General features: G+C 73.4%; 7 protein-coding genes and 2 pseudogenes. 7 read left to right on the plus strand and 2 right to left on the minus strand.

Annotated elements, in window-relative coordinates; genetic code table 11:
- Nucleotides 1-57: 57 nt before the first annotated feature.
- Together ACQEVS_RS17520 and ACQEVS_RS17525 are read right to left on the minus strand one after the other, a co-directional pair.
- The gene (locus ACQEVS_RS17520) at nucleotides 58-1251 is read right to left on the minus strand and encodes a metallophosphoesterase (protein WP_433021457.1); all 1194 of its coding nucleotides are present in this window, start codon (nucleotides 1249-1251) and stop codon (nucleotides 58-60) included.
- 479 nt (nucleotides 1252-1730) lie between these two features.
- A pseudogene (locus tag ACQEVS_RS17525) lies at nucleotides 1731-2825 on the minus strand (LacI family DNA-binding transcriptional regulator); the annotation flags it as partial.
- Between the two features lie 439 nt (nucleotides 2826-3264).
- Between ACQEVS_RS17525 and hisC the strand changes: the two are divergent.
- From hisC to ACQEVS_RS17560, 7 genes and pseudogenes are all read left to right on the plus strand, one after another.
- Nucleotides 3265-4350, plus strand: a complete 1086-nt coding sequence (gene hisC / locus ACQEVS_RS17530) for a histidinol-phosphate transaminase (protein ID WP_433021459.1) — start codon at nucleotides 3265-3267, stop codon at nucleotides 4348-4350.
- A gap of 324 nt (nucleotides 4351-4674) precedes the next feature.
- The gene (locus ACQEVS_RS17535) at nucleotides 4675-6312 is read left to right on the plus strand and encodes a cytochrome ubiquinol oxidase subunit I (RefSeq protein ID WP_433021461.1); all 1638 of its coding nucleotides are present in this window, start codon (nucleotides 4675-4677) and stop codon (nucleotides 6310-6312) included.
- A gap of 29 nt (nucleotides 6313-6341) precedes the next feature.
- Nucleotides 6342-7343 (plus strand): cytochrome d ubiquinol oxidase subunit II, encoded by a 1002-nt coding sequence (gene cydB, locus ACQEVS_RS17540; protein ID WP_433021463.1) that lies wholly within the window; start codon nucleotides 6342-6344, stop codon nucleotides 7341-7343.
- Nucleotides 7344-7365: 22 nt separating this feature from the next.
- Nucleotides 7366-9426, plus strand: coding sequence for a thiol reductant ABC exporter subunit CydD (cydD, locus tag ACQEVS_RS17545; RefSeq protein ID WP_433021465.1), 2061 nt, complete (start codon nucleotides 7366-7368; stop codon nucleotides 9424-9426).
- A pseudogene (gene cydC, locus ACQEVS_RS17550) lies at nucleotides 9327-11087 on the plus strand (thiol reductant ABC exporter subunit CydC); the annotation flags it as partial. The gene cydD and the pseudogene cydC, both read left to right, overlap by 100 nt.
- Before the next feature lie 81 nt (nucleotides 11088-11168).
- On the plus strand, nucleotides 11169-12842 hold the full coding sequence (locus tag ACQEVS_RS17555) for a sensor histidine kinase (protein WP_433027650.1): 1674 nt from the start codon (nucleotides 11169-11171) through the stop codon (nucleotides 12840-12842).
- Between the two features lie 730 nt (nucleotides 12843-13572).
- Complete coding sequence (locus tag ACQEVS_RS17560; protein WP_433021467.1) at nucleotides 13573-14778, plus strand: M23 family metallopeptidase; 1206 nt, start codon at nucleotides 13573-13575, stop codon at nucleotides 14776-14778.
- The last annotated feature ends 392 nt before the right edge of the window (nucleotides 14779-15170 follow it).

Below are 15170 nucleotides of genomic sequence, written 5' to 3' on the forward strand. Positions count from 1 at the left end.
CGAATTCCCCCGCGGCGGTGGGAATCCCAACCTGCCCATGAACCGGTCGGATAATCCTCAGTCCGCGAGCGGCAGTTGCACCACCAGCAGCTTTCCGGCCATGGTGACGCCGCCGTCCATGGCGAGGGCCAGCCCGTCCGCGTACAGGTGCGGCCCTTCGACGACGGGGGCGCTCTCCTCGCCGTCGGAGTCCTCGCCGGGGACCTCGCCGAGGAGGTACGGGATGGGGCTGTGGCCGTGCACCACGCGGCTGCCGCCGTAGGTCTCCAGCAGTTCGCGGGCGGCCGTGGAGCCGGACTCGTCGCGGAAGGCGAAGCGCTTGGTGAACTTGCGGAACAGGTCCCAGCACTCGTCGGGGTCGTTGCGCTGGAGGGCCTCGGTCACCGCGTCGTTGACGGCCTCGATCGAGTCGCCGTACTCCAGGTAGGCGGTGGTGTCGGAGTGGACGAGCAGGTGGCCGTCCTCCTCCGCCATCGCGTCGAGCCGCGACATCCACTGGAGGTGGTGGTCCTCCAGCCGCTCCATGTCGGTGCGCTGGCCGCCGTTGAGCAGCCAGGCGGCCTGGAACGAGGCCGTGCCGGCGCCCGAGTTGACGGGGGTGTCACCGAACCGCTTGGCGCCGATGAGCAGCAACTCGTGGTTGCCCATGAGCGCCTTGCAGTAGCCGCCGGCCGCCGCGGCCTCGGCGGAGAGCCGCATCACCAGGTCGATGACGCCGACGCCGTCCGGGCCCCGGTCGGTGAAGTCGCCGAGGAACCACAGGCGGGTGTTGCCGGCCGCCCAGTTGCCGTGCGCGTCGACGATGCCCTGCGCGGCGAGCGCCGCGTACAGCTCGTCCAGGTAACCGTGGACGTCGCCGACGACGTACAGCGGGCCCGGGCCGCCCGGGACGGGGTGGTGCTGCGGGGCGGTGATCGGGGTCAGCTCGACGGTCGGGACGTCGTGGGGCGCCTCGCCGTACGGCTGCGGCTGCCGGGGCTCGATGACCGGCAGGTCGCGCGCGGTGGGCGTGTAGCCGTCGAGGTGCCCGGGGTCGTCCGCGGCCGGGTGGTGGCCCTGTTCGTCCCCGAGGTGGTGTCCGTGGTCCTCTCCGAGGTGCTCCCCGAGGTGGTGCCCGTGGTCCTCCCCGAGCTGCTCCCCGAGGAGGTGTCCACGGTCCTCTCCGAGGAGATGCCCGTGATCCTCCCCGAGGTGCGGAGGGGGCAGCGGATGGGTGTACCCGGGCAGGGCGTACCCCGGGTAGGGCGACATCGCCTCCGCGGTCCGTCCCGCAGGTCCCTGTCCGGCCCCTGAGCCATCGACCCCTCCACCGTCGCGCCGCAGTGCACCTTGTGGACCCTGCCTGGTCATGGCGGCCCGTGGTGTCGTGCGCCCATCATAGGAATGACCGTCGCGGCTTGTGACGCACCAGGGGCCGTCAATCGGGGACGGAACCCGGGAACGCCGGTGTTTTGCCGGGTATTGGCGGTTTTGCTCCCCCTTGTCGAGGTGCTCGTGTGTGGTGGCCCATAGGAGGAGTGCGGTTGACGGGGGTGGGCGGGGGTGCCCCCCGGTCCCTCCCTTTCTCCGTTTCTTGCGGGGGCTGCGCCCCCGCACCCCCGAAACCGCGCTCCGCGAGGACGAGCGGCGAAGCCGCGACAAGCGGGGTCTGGGGGCGCAGCCCCAGGAAACGGCGAAGGGGAGAGACCGGGGCGCAGCCCGCCGCAGGCGGATTCACCCCCGCCCGCCCCCCGCGGCGCGCCCACCGTGCCGCGCGGCGGCCGGCGCTCCGACGAGGTGCGGATGATCAGTTCGGTGGATATGACCTGCTCCACCGGCCGCCCGTGGTCCAGCCCCTCGATCGCGTCGATCAGCAACTGCACCACCGCCGTGCCGATCCGCCGCGGCTTGAGCGACAGGGTGGTGATCGGCGGCTCGGTGGTGGCGTAGACCGTGGACTCGCTGCAGCAGACGAGCAGCAGGTCGTCGGGGACGCGCAGGCCGTAGCGGCGGGCGGCGGCCAGCAGGTCGGTGCCGTTGGGGTCGAAGAGGCCGTACACCGCGTCGGGGCGGTCCGGGCGGGCGAGCAGCCGGTCGGCCGCGACCGCGCCGGCGCACGGGTCGTGCGCGGGGTACTCCTCGTACACCGGGTCCTGTCCGCTCCGCTCGCACCAGTCCAGGTAGGCGTGGGTGGAGAGGCGGGTGTACGTGTCGGTGGACGTGCCGGTGAGCAGCCCGATGCGGCGGGCGCCGGCGGCGGCGAGGTGGTCCAGGATGCCCAGGACGGCCTGCTCGTGGTCGTTGTCCACCCAGGCCGTCACGGGGAGCGTGCCGGCGGGGCGGCCGTCGGAGACGACGGGGATGCCCTGCCGGACCAGTTCCGAGACGACGGGGTCGTGGTCGGAGGGGTCGATCACCACCGTGCCGTCCAGGGCCACGTTGGACCAGACGTCGTGCCGCGACGTCGCCGGGAGGATCACCAGGGCGTAGCCGCGGGCGAGCGCGGCGGAGGTGGCGGCCCTGGCCATCTCGGCGAAGTAGGCGAACTCGGTGAAGGTGAAAGGTTCATCCCCGTAGGTGGTCACGGTCAGGCCGATGAGGCCCGATTTGCCCGTGCGGAGGGTGCGGGCGGCCGCGGACGGCCGGTAGCCGAGCCGGTCGGCCACCTCGCGGACGTGGCGGCGGGTCGCGTCCGGCAGCCGGCCCTTGCCGTTGAGCGCGTCGGAGACGGTCGTGATCGAGACACCGGCGGCGGCGGCCACATCACGGATGCCCGCCCGCCCCTGCCGGGTGCCTCGCCGGGTGGTCTCCGTCCGGCTCACCTGGTGCTTCCCTGCTGCTGTCATGGCGAGCCGATAGTAGGGCTCGGCCGGTGCCCGGCCGGGGCCCCACATTTTGGAGTTGACAGGTACGTTTCTGCATGCCGGAACATGCTCAATGACCATGGAAGTACAGGCAGTTGTCCCGGCTTGCAGTGAACCGTTGGCCCCTGGCATATCTACGTCTGATGAAGGTGCCAGGTCTCGAAGAGGTCTCAACTCACCTTCACGGGGGATGCGCGCCAGGGCGCTCGCCACGGCGCACGCTCATCGGACTGGCGCGCCCGGAACTCTGGACGCCACCCGGGGCAATCCTCATAAGGTGTGCAGTATTCACGTGCACGCGGCGGTGCCACGTGGGCGCTGCCGGCCTGTGCGCCGGGTCACACGCCCCCGTGCCCACGTGTGCTGACGAGTGCGGATTCCCGGGTGGCCGGAGCGCACGGGATGCGGAGGAGGACCCGCGGTGACCGAGAAGACCCCCAGGCTGCGTCCGGCCCTGGACGACGTCCCCACCTACAAGCCCGGCCGCCCGGCCGCCAAGAACGGACCGGTCGCCTACAAGCTGTCCGCCAACGAGAACCCGTACCCGCCGCTGCCCGGTGTGCTGGAGGGCGCGGTGGCGGCTGTCGGGCAGCTCAACCGCTACCCGGACATGGCCTGCGCCGGGCTGATGGCCGAGCTCTCGGACCGCTTCGACGTGCCGCTCTCCCACCTGGCGACCGGCACCGGCTCCGTCGGCGTCGCCCAGCAGCTCGTTCAGGCCACCGCCGGCCCCGGCGACGAAGTGATCTTCCCCTGGCGCTCGTTCGAGGCGTACCCGATCGTCGTCCAGGTGGCCGGCGCCACCCCGGTGCCGGTGCCGCTGACCGCGGACGACCGGCACGACCTGGACGCCATGGCCGCCGCGATCACCGAGCGGACCCGGCTGATCTTCGTCTGCAACCCCAACAACCCCACCGGCACGGTGGTGCGCACCGCGGAGCTGGAAGCCTTCCTGGACCGCGTGCCCTCCGACGTCCTGGTCGTGCTGGACGAGGCGTACATCGAGTTCATCCGGGACGCGGACGTGCCCAACGGCATCGACCTCTACCGGACCCGCCCCAACGTCTGCGTGCTCCGGACCTTCTCGAAGGCGTACGGGCTGGCCGGGCTGCGGGTCGGCTTCGCCATCGCGCACGAGCCGGTCGCGGCGGCGCTCCGGAAGACCGCGGTGCCGTTCGGCGTGCTGCAGGTGGCGCAGGAGGCCGCCGTCCTCTCGCTGCGCAGCGAGAAGGAGCTGTGGGAGCGGGTGGACGCGCTGGTGGCCGAGCGGACCCGGGTGGTCGAGGGGCTGCTGGCGCAGGGGTGGCCGCTGACGGACACCCAGGCGAACTTCGTCTGGCTGCGGCTTGGCGAGCACACCGAGGCGTTCGCGGCGGCCTGTGAGCGGGCGGGCGTGATCGTGCGGCCGTTCGCGCCGGACGGGGTCCGGATCACGATCGGCGAGACCGACGCCAACACGATCTTCCTGCGGGTGGCCGGGGAGTTCCGCAAGGAAATGTCGCTCTAGCCGCAAGGAGACGTCGCTCCGGGCGACGGCCGCGCTCGGCAGGCGAAAGCGCCGCGCACCCCTGGAGAGGGGGCGCGGCGCTTTCGCGCGTCCGGCGCCGAGGGCGACGAGAGCCCCGTCCGCCGATCGCAAGAGCCGAAAGGGGTACCCCGCTGCTTGTCCGAAAATCTCATGCGCCATAATTGCTTGTGAATGTGAACGCGTTCACAAGCTCGCCCTTTATGTGGCCTTTCACCCGGTCATAACAGGGCGAAACGCCGGCGGGGAGCGTCGGTGAAGCGCCGGTACGGGGTGCCGGTGAGGCAAGACGCAAGGAGGGACCGAGTGAACCTGGCTCTGGCGCCGGAGACGCTGGCGCGCTGGCAGTTCGGCATCACGACCGTCTATCACTTCCTCTTCGTCCCTCTCACGATCAGCCTGGCGGCGATCACCGCGGGTCTGGAGACGGCCTGGGTCCGTACGGGCAAGGAGAAGTACTTCCACGCCACCAAGTTCTGGGGGAAGCTCTTCCTGATCAACATCGCGATGGGGGTGGTCACCGGCATCGTGCAGGAGTTCCAGTTCGGCATGAACTGGTCGGACTACTCCCGCTTCGTCGGTGACGTCTTCGGGGCGCCGCTCGCGATGGAGGCGCTGCTGGCGTTCTTCTTCGAGTCCACCTTCATCGGACTGTGGATCTTCGGCTGGGACAAGCTGCCCAAGAAGATCCACTGCGCCTGCATCTGGATCGTCGCCCTCGGCACGGTCCTGTCGTCGTACTTCATCCTGGCCGCCAACTCCTGGATGCAGCACCCCATCGGCTACGCGGTCGACAAGGCGACCGGGAAGGCGCGGCTCACCGACATCTGGGCCGTGCTCACCCAGAACACCACCCTGGTGGTGGTCTTCCACACCCTGACCGCCGCGTTCCTCACCGGTGCCGCCTTCATCGTCGGCATCTCCTCCTTCCACCTGTGGCGCGCCAAGCGCCGGCGGATCAAGGGCGAGGAGCTGGGGGAGAAGCAGCGGAAGCAGCTCCCCGCGATGCTCACCTCGCTCCGCGTCGGCCTGGTCGTCGCGGTGATCGCCGGCATGGGCACCGCGATCAGCGGTGACGAGCTGGGCAAGGTCATGTTCGAGCAGCAGCCGATGAAGATGGCCGCCGCCGAGGCCCTGTGGGAGAGCCAGTCGCCCGCGCCCTTCTCGGTCTTCGCGGTCGGCGACGTGTCCAAGGGGCACAACAGCGTCGAGATCGAGGTTCCCGGCCTGCTCTCCTTCCTCGCCCACAACAACTTCACCGAGACCGTCCCCGGCATCAAGGACACCGCCGCCAAGGAGGCGGCCCTCTACGGCGGCAGTCCGGACGACTACATCCCCAGCATCTTCATGACCTTCTGGGGCTTCCGCCTCATGATCGGGTTCGGGATGACGTCCTTCGTCGCCGGTCTCGTCGGGCTCTGGACCACGCGCAAGAAGTTCTGGCTGGCGCCTGAGTACCGCTCGGGCGAGGACGAGATCCCGCGGCTGATGCTCACCAAGCACCGCGAGATGAACCCCTTCCTCACCAAGTGGTCCTGGCGGATCGGCATCCTGACCATGGGCTTCCCGCTGATCGCCAACTCCTTCGGCTGGATCTTCACCGAGATGGGCCGCCAGCCCTGGGCCGTCTACGGCCTGATGAAGACCCGCGACGCGGTGTCGCCGGGCGTCGGCCAGGGCGAGGTGCTCACCTCCGTGGTGGTCTTCACCGCGCTGTACGCGGTGCTCGCCGTGGTCGAGGTCAAGCTCCTCACCAAGTACGCCAAGGCCGGCCCCGACACGGACGAGAAGCCCCCGGCCAAGGACCCCCGGCTGCGGTTCCCGTCGGGTGGTCCCGGCGGACCCGGCGGGCCCGGTGGACCGGGCGGCCCCGGCGCGGGCGGGTCCGCGGCGGCGGCCGAGGCCGCCGAGGAAGCCGACAAGCCGATGACCTTCGCCTACTGACGCGGCCGGCGGAGAACGGAGAACCGACCATGCACCTCCACGACTTCTGGTTCCTGCTGATCGCCGTCCTGTGGACGGGCTACTTCTTCCTCGAAGGCTTCGACTTCGGCATCGGCGTGCTCACCAAGGCACTGGCCAGGGACCGCACCGAACGGCGCGTCCTGATCAACACCATCGGTCCCGTCTGGGACGCCAACGAGGTGTGGCTGATCACCGCGGCGGGCGCCACCTTCGCGGCCTTCCCCGACTGGTACGCCACCCTCTTCAGCGGCTTCTACCTGCCGCTGCTCGCCGTCCTGGTCTGCCTGATCGTGCGCGGCGTCGCCTTCGAGTACCGCCACAAGCGCACCGGTGAGCGCTGGCAGCGCAACTGGGAACACGCCATCTTCTGGTGCTCGCTGATCCCCGCCTTCCTCTGGGGTGTCGCCTTCGCCGACATCGTGCGCGGCGTGCCGATCGGCCCGGACAAGAACTACTCGGGCGGCCCGCTCGACCTGCTGAGCCCTTACGCCCTGCTCGGCGGACTCCTCACGCTCGTCCTCTTCACCTTCCACGGAGCGCTGTTCGCGGCGCTGAAGACGGTCGGCGACATCCGGCAGCGGGCGCGGGCCTTCGCCGGTGTGTCCGGCCTGGCCGCGGGTGCCCTCGCGGTGGCCTTCCTGGCCTGGACCCAGGCCGAGTCGGGCAACGGCCGCAGCCTGCCCGCGCTCGTCGTGGCCGTCGCGGCCCTGGCCGCCGCGCTGGTGATGAACCGGCTCGGCCGGGAGGGCTGGGCGTTCGCCCTGTCCGGCCTGGCCGTCGTGGCCGCCTTCGCCATGATCTTCCTCGCCCTCTTCCCGGACGTCATGCCCTCCTCCACCGACGCCCGGTGGAGCCTCACCGTCACCAACGCCGCCTCCAGCCCCTACACGTTGAAGATCATGACCTGGGTCGCGGGCTTCATGACGCCCGTGGTCGTGGCCTACCAGGCGTGGACGTACTGGGTGTTCCGCAAGCGGATCGGCACCCAGCACATCCCCGCGGCGCACTAGAGCACCAGAGGACCGGCAGCCCATGAAGCCCGTCGACCCCCGCCTCCTCCGCCACGCGTCCGCCACCCGCCGCTTCCTGGCCGCCTCCGTGCTGCTCGGACTCGTCGGCGCGGGCCTGGTCATCGCCCAGGCCATGCTGATCGCGGAGACCGTCACGGGCGCCTTCCGGCACGGCCGCTCGCCCGGCGACCTGGCCGTGCCCCTCGCCCTGCTGGCCGCGACCGCGGCCGGCCGGGCCCTGGTCGCCTGGCTCACCGAGCTCGCCGCGCACCGGGCGAGCGCCGCCGTGAAGTCCCGGCTGCGCACCCGGCTGCTCGGCCACGCCACCCGGCTCGGCCCCGGCGCGGTGAACACCGGCGAGCTGACCACCCTGGCCACCCGGGGCGTCGACGCGCTGGACGACTACTTCGCCCGCTACCTCCCCCAGCTCGGCCTCGCGGCCGTGGTGCCCGTCGCCGTCGTCGCCCGTATCGCCGGCGCCGACTGGCTCTCCGCCCTGATCATCGTCCTCACCCTCCCCCTCGTCCCGCTGTTCATGGTCCTCATCGGCTGGGTCACCCAGTCCCGGATGGACCGCCAGTGGCGCCTGCTGGAACGGCTCTCCGGACACTTCCTCGACGTCGTCGCCGGGCTCCCCACCCTCAAGGTCTTCGGCCGGGCCAAGGCCCAGGCCGCGTCGATCCGCGCGATCACCTCGGACTACCGGCGCGCGACCCTGCGCACCCTGCGCATCGCCTTCCTCTCCTCCTTCGCCCTGGAACTGCTGTCCACCCTCTCGGTCGCCCTCGTCGCGGTCGGCATCGGCATGCGGCTCGTCCACGGCGAACTCGACCTCTACACCGGCTTGTTGGTGCTCGTCCTCGCCCCGGAGGCGTACCTCCCGCTACGCCAGGTGGGTACCCACTACCACGCGGCGGCGGAGGGTCTGGCCGCGGCGGACCGGGTCTTCGCCGTACTGGAGACCGCGCCGCCCGCGGCGGGCACCCGGCCCGCGCCCGACGCCCGCGGCGCCGTGCTCACCGTCGACCGGCTGGTGGTCCGGCACCCCGGCCGGGAGCGGCCCTCCCTGGCCGAGACCTCGTTCGAGGTGCGGCCCGGGGAGACGGTGGCCCTGACCGGCCCCAGCGGCGTCGGCAAATCGACCCTGCTGCACGTGCTCCTCGGCTTCGCCCGCCCCGCGAGCGGGCGGGTGTCGGTCGGCGGTACGGATCTGTCATCGCTCTCCCCCGAAAGCTGGCGGGACCAGGTGGCCTGGGTCCCGCAACGGCCTCATCTCTTCGCCGGCACGGTCGCCGAGAACGTCCGGCTGGCGCGGCCGGACGCCACCGACGCACAGGTGCGCGAAGCACTCCGTGCGGCCGGTGCCCTCGACTTCGTCTCCATGCTGCACCACGGCACTGACACTCGCCTCGGCGAGGACGGCGCCGGCCTGTCGGCCGGTCAGCGCCAACGCCTCGCCCTGGCCCGGGCGTTCCTCGCCGACCGGCCCGTCCTCCTCCTCGACGAGCCGACCGCGAACCTCGACGGCGAGACGGAAGCGGCCGTCGTCGAGGCCGTCCGCCGCCTCGCCGCCGGCCGGACGGTGCTCCTGGTCGTCCACCGGCCCGCGCTGTTGGCGGTGGCGGACCGGGTGGTGCGGCTGGAACGCGACGACGCGGAGGGGGAGGGCCCGGAGGGCGAGAACGAGTGGCGCGCCGGGCGGGAAGGCCAGCCTGCGCACGGGGGCTTGGTCGCGCAGGGGCGCCAGGCCGCGCGCGAGGGCCTGGTCGCGGGCGAGGGCCAGGCTGCGCACGAGGGTCTGGTCGCGCACGACGGGCCGGCGTCCGCCGAGAAACCCGCCTTCGGCGAGGTGCCTGCCTCCGGCGAGGAGCCTGCCTTCGGCGGAAAGCCGGGAGGGAACGTCTCCGCGCCCCTCCCTCGATCCCGCCTCAACCCTCCGCCCCCGCCCCCGCCCCCACACTCGTCACCACCCCAACTGGCGCCCCCCTCACCCGAGTCCGAGCCGAAGGCCGCCCCTTCCGGTCCCGCTTCCTCCTTGCCCTGCTCCTCGGCAGCCTGGCGCTCGGCAGCGCAACCGGCCTGATGGCGGTCTCCGGCTGGCTGATCTCGCGCGCCTCCCAACAGCCGCCCGTCCTCTACCTGATGGTCGCCGTCACCGCGACCCGCACCTTCGGCATCGGCCGTTCCGTCTTCCGCTACGCGGAGCGCCTCGTCTCGCACGACGCCGTGCTGCGCGCCCTGGCCGGTCTGCGGGTCTCCGTCTACCGGCGGCTGGAGCGGCTGGCGCCCGCCGGGCTGCGGGACGTGCGCCGCGGCGATCTGCTGTCCCGGCTGGTCTCCGACGTGGACGCGCTCCAGGACTACTTCCTGCGCTGGCTGCTGCCCCTCGGCTCGGCCGTCCTCGTCGGCGCGGCCTCCGTGGGCCTCACCGCCTGGCTGCTGCCGGAGGCGGGCGCGGTGCTCGCCGCCGGTCTGCTGGCCGCGGGGGTCGCCGTGCCGCTGCTGTCGGCGGCCGTGGCGCGCCGCGCGGAGCGGCGGCTGGCGCCGGCGCGCGGCGAGTTGTCCGCGCATGTGGTCGACCTGCTGTCCGGTACGGCCGAGCTGACGGTCGCGGGCGCCCTGCCCGCCCGGCTGGCGCGGCTGCGAAGGGCGGACGGCGTCCTCACGGGCATCGCCCGCCGGGCCTCCACCGCCACCGCGCTCGGTGCCGGTCTGACGGCCCTGGCCTGCGGACTCACCGTGGCGGGCGCGGCCTGGGCGGGTGTGGCGGCCGTGCACGACGGGCGGCTGGACGGCGTCCTGCTGGCCGTCGTCGTCCTGCTGCCGCTCGCCGCGTTCGAGGCGGTGACGGGGCTGCCGCTCGCCGTACAGCACCGGCAGCGCGTCCGCCGGTCCGCGGAGCGGGTGTACGAGGTGCTGGACGCGCCGGAGCCGGTGCGCGACGGAACGGAACCGGCCCCTCCGGCCCCGTTCCCGCTGCGGCTGACCGGGCTCACCGCGGCGTACCCCGGCAGCCCGGTCCCCGCGCTGCGGGGCGTCGACCTGGAGCTGACCGCCGGGCGGCGGGTGGCCGTCGTCGGCCGGTCGGGGGCGGGCAAGACGACGCTCGCCCAGGTGTTGCTGCGCTTCCTGGACGCCGACGGCGGCACGTACACGCTCGCGGGCCGGGACGCGTCGCGGATGGACGGCGACGGGGTGCGGCGGCTGGTGGGGTTGTGCGCGCAGGACGCACACATCTTCGACAGCTCCCTCCGCGAGAACCTGCGCCTCGCACGCCCCGGCGCGAGCGACGCGCGGCTGCGCCGGGCGCTGGCCGACGCGCGCCTGCTGGAGTGGGTCGACTCCCTGCCGCGGGGGCTCGACACGCCGGTCGGCGAGCACGGTGCCCGGCTCTCCGGCGGCCAGCGTCAGCGGCTGGCGCTGGCCCGGGCGCTGCTGGCCGACTTCCCCGTGCTGGTGCTGGACGAGCCGGCCGAGCACCTCGACCTGGCGACGGCCGACGCGCTCACCGCCGACCTGCTGGCGGCGACGGAGGGCCGCACCACGGTGCTGATCACGCACCGGCTGGCGGGGCTGGAGGCGGTGGACGAGGTGATCGTCCTGGACGGTGGCCGGATCGTGGAGCGGGGCCCGTACCGGGAACTGGCGGAGGCGAACGGAACGTTCCGTTCGATGCTGGAGCGGGAACGGGCCGAGCACGACATGGTGCATCCGCCGCTTTCCCTGGCAAAAGGTACTTATTAGGCTCTGCCTATGCCCGCCACCGAGGACCCCGCCCCTGAGGAACCCATCGGCACCCCGCACCCGACGCCCCCGTTCGGGCCGATGGATCCGGTGGCCGTCGCCACGGAGGCCACCCGCGGCCTCCAGGGCATGTCGACCGAGCTCACCGGCCGGGTCCCGCAGCTGCTGGAGGCCATGCGGTCGGTGGGCACGGGCCTGGAACTGCACTCCACCCTCGACCGGATCGCCCGGACCGCCGCCGAGCTCGCCGGTGCCCGTTACGCGGCCATCGCCGTCAACGGCGCGGCCGACCCGTCCGGCGAGGGCCTGGCCGACTTCGTCACCTACGGCGTTCCCGACGCGGACACCGCCGATCAGGACGTTCGCGACGGCGAACCCTCCGCCGACCGCGAGGTGCTCGACGCCCTGCTGCGCCACGCGGGCCGCCGGACGGCGGACGGTGTGGCGGACGGCGTGCCGGGCGACGTACTCGGCGTCCCGATTCGCGTGCAGGGTGAGGAGTTCGGCAACCTCTACCTGGCCGGGAAGCTCGGGGGCGGCGCGTTCGGCGTCGCCGACCTGCACATGGTGAAGATCCTCGCCACGGAGGCGGGCATCGCGATCGGGAACGCGCGGGTCTATGAGCAGGGCCGGCAGCGGATGCGCTGGATCGACGGCTCGGTCGCCGTCACCACCGCGCTGCTCTCCGGCGGCGACGCGGAGGACGCCCTCGCCGTCGTCGCCGAGCAGGCCCGCCGGCTGGCGGAGGCGGACGCGGGGATCGTGCTGCTGCCGGACGGCGAGGGCGGCCTGGAGATAGTGGTCGTCTCGGCCGACGATCCGGCGGGGCTGCTGGGAACGGTGATGCCGCCGCATAGCCCTGTGGTGTCCCAGCTCCTCGCCGGGGAGCCGGTGTTCATCGACGACTCCGCCACCGACCCCCGCATGATCACGGCGGTGGCGCCGCGCTTCGGCCCGAGCATGCTGCTGCCGCTGCGCAGCGGCGGGCGGGTGCTCGGCACCCTGGCCATCCCGCGCCGCCGGGGCGCCCGGCGGTACACGGCCACCGAACGCACGCTGGCCGCGCAGTTCGCCGCCCAGGCCGCGCTCGCGCTCGTCCTGGCCGAGGCGCAGCGCGACCGGGAGCGGCTGGCCGTCTACGAGGACCGCGATCGGATCGCCCGCGACCTGCACGATCTCGTCATCCAGCGGCTGTTCGCCACCGGCCTGCTGCTGGAGAGCGCGCAGCGCAGGGCCGTGGTGCCGGAGGTGCGGACGACCGTCGGGCAGGCCGTGGACGAGCTGGACCGGACCATCCAGGAGATCCGGACGGCGATCTTCGCCCTCCAGCAGGGCCCGGCCGAGGCGCCCGCCGGACTGCGGACCCGCGTCCTCCGGGAGATCGGCACGGCCGCCGTCCCGCTGGGCTTCCAGCCGTCCGTGAACTTCGTCGGCCCGGTGGACGCGCTCGTCGGCGAGGGCACGGGCAAGAACCTCATCGCCGCGCTGCGGGAAGCGCTGTCCAACGCCTTCCGGCACGCGCACGCCTCGCGCATCGAGGTCGTCGTCGACGCGACGGCCCGGCTGCCGGACGGCCGCGACGCGGTCCGCCTCACCGTCGCCGACGACGGCATCGGCCTCCCGGAAGGCGGCCGCCGCAGCGGTCTGCGCAACCTCGCCAAGCGGGCGGAGTCGCTGGGGGGTTCGTGCGTGTGCGGGCCGGGGCTGGGCGAGGAGGGCGGAGGGACGCGGGTGGTGTGGAAGGCGCCGCTTTAGGGAGTGGCGGGGGGCCCGTGTCGGGGTACGGCCGTGCCTTCCCCGGCTCGCCGGCCGCTGCTTCGCGCGGTGGGGCCGGGCTCGCGGCTCCTTCGCCGGGCCCGGCTCGTGCCTCTTCTGCCGGGCCGGGCTCGCGGCTTCTCCGCCGGGCCCCACTCGTGCCTCCTCTGCCGGGCCGGGCCGACGCTCCGTCCGGCCCGTGCCGTCGCCTGCCGTCCCCAGCGTCGTGGCTCGGGCCGGGACGCCGCCGACGGGGCTGGAATCCTGGCCTCTTGAGCGCGCGGAGGGGTGGTCCGGCGGTGTACGACGCCGCCGGACCAGCGGCGTAGGGCATGTGGGGGCACAGGGGGCAGGGGGACAGGGGCGTGTGAGGGAGCGCTGTCGGAGTCCACGGCGTGGAGCGCGCAGGACGGCGCGCAGGGCGGCGTGCTGGGCAGTGCCGCCGGGCCGGCAGCGGTGAGTGCGGGGGGCCGCGGGGTGGTGTGGCGCGAGCCGGCCGCGTCGTGCGGGTGGGACACGGCTCGGCGGGGCCGGACCAACGGCGCCGTCGACGCGTCCGAGCGCGTCCCAGCATGTCCGAGCGCGTCCGACCGCGCCCGAGCATGTCCCCCCGCGCCCCGCCCGCGTCCCCGCCCGCGCCTCTGCCCGCGCCTCCGGGCCCGTCCGGGCGTCGCCTGAACGGTCCCCTTGCGGAAGCGGAGGTGCCGGGTCCCGGGTCACGATCGCGTCCATGCGCCGACTTCAGCGTTCCCATACCGGCGGCGGCCGGCAGCCGTTCGGCACCTGCGGCGGCGGCCGGCCGCGGTCCCGTCCCGGCGGCGGCCGTGGTGACGACGGTGACCGGCCGCGCCCGCGCCGCACCCGCCGCCGGCTCCGCCGCGACGGCTGCCTCGTCCTCTGCGCGCTGGCCGTCACCGTGTCCCCGGTGCTCGGCTCCCGGCCGCCCGACTCGTACGCGGCCCCGGGCCGGCTCGCCCGCGCCACCTCCGACGTGTACCGGCTGACCCGCGAGGAAGCCCAGGTCAAGGAGGTCTACGCCCGCACGGAGCCGGCCGCGCGGGAGCGGCGGCGGGAGGCGGACCGGCTCGCGGAACGGCTGAACGGCCTCCGGTTCGTCTCCGGGGTGCTGCGGGAGGACGCCGGCGCCGCCGCCCGCGCGCAGTACCGCACCGGCGGCTTCACCGCCCGGGAGAGCCCCCGGCTGCTGGACGACCCGCTGGAACTGCTCTCCGTCCAGGAGGACGACACCGGACGCAGGGAGCGGCTCGCCCGGCGGCTCGGCGAGACGGACGACCGGAGCCGGGCCCTCGCCGCCGAGGCGCGCGCGACGGCCCTGTCCTGGCGGGCGCTGGACCGGGACGCCGCCCGGATGCGGACCGCCCTCGACGCCATGGCCGACCGGCTGGCCGAGGCCCGCGGCCGGCTCGACGCGCTGGCCGCCGCCGAGGTCGCCGAAGGCCGCTGCCGGACGGCCGACCGCGACGCGCTCGAACCGGACGAGGGCGAACGGCCGGACGGCGACCCGTCCCGCCACGGCTGGACGCGCCCGGTACTGGGCTACCGGCTCTCCGCGGGCTACGGCGGCTCCGGCGCGAACTGGTCCGGGACGCACACCGGCCAGGACTTCGCCGTGCCCACCGGCACACCCGTGCGCTCGGTCGGACCGGGCACGGTGGTCTCCGCGGGGTGCGGCGGCGCTTTCGGCATCAGCATGGTCATCCGGCATCCCGGGGGCTGGTACTCCCAGTACGCGCACCTGGCGGTGCCGTTCGTCGCGCCGGGGCGGAGGGTGCGGCCGGGGGAGTGGATCGGGCTGTCGGGGACGACGGGCAATTCGACCGGGCCGCATCTGCACTTCGAGGTGCGGACGACGCCGGAGTTCGGGTCCGCGGTGGATCCGGTGGAGTGGTTGCGGCGGCGGGGGGTTGGGGTCTGAGGGTGCCCGGTCCCACCCCTTCGCCGTTTCCTGGGGCTGACGCCCCAAACCCCCTTTTCGCGGCTTCGCCGCTCGTCCTCAAACTCCCCCAGAGGGGGACCCCCAACGGGCTTGATTTCGCGCCCGGGCGCACTATTCAGCCTGTCCGGCGTTTGAGGACAACCGCGCGGAGCGCGGTTTCGGGGGTGCGGGGGCGCAGCCCCCGCAAGAAACGGTGAAAGGGAGGGACCGGGGCACCCCTCCGCCGAAGGCGGCACCACCCCGCCCGTAGATCGATAGTCACTACCCGTAGTCGGCCCCCATGGTTCGGGCGATGCTTCGTGATCTCCGCCCGCTGACGTCCGTCATCCGACGGATCATCAAACTTCCTGCTCAGGGCCCTGATTGAGGCC

The organism is Streptomyces sp. CA-181903, assembly GCF_050937075.1.
Classification (GTDB): Bacteria; Actinomycetota; Actinomycetes; order Streptomycetales; family Streptomycetaceae; genus Streptomyces.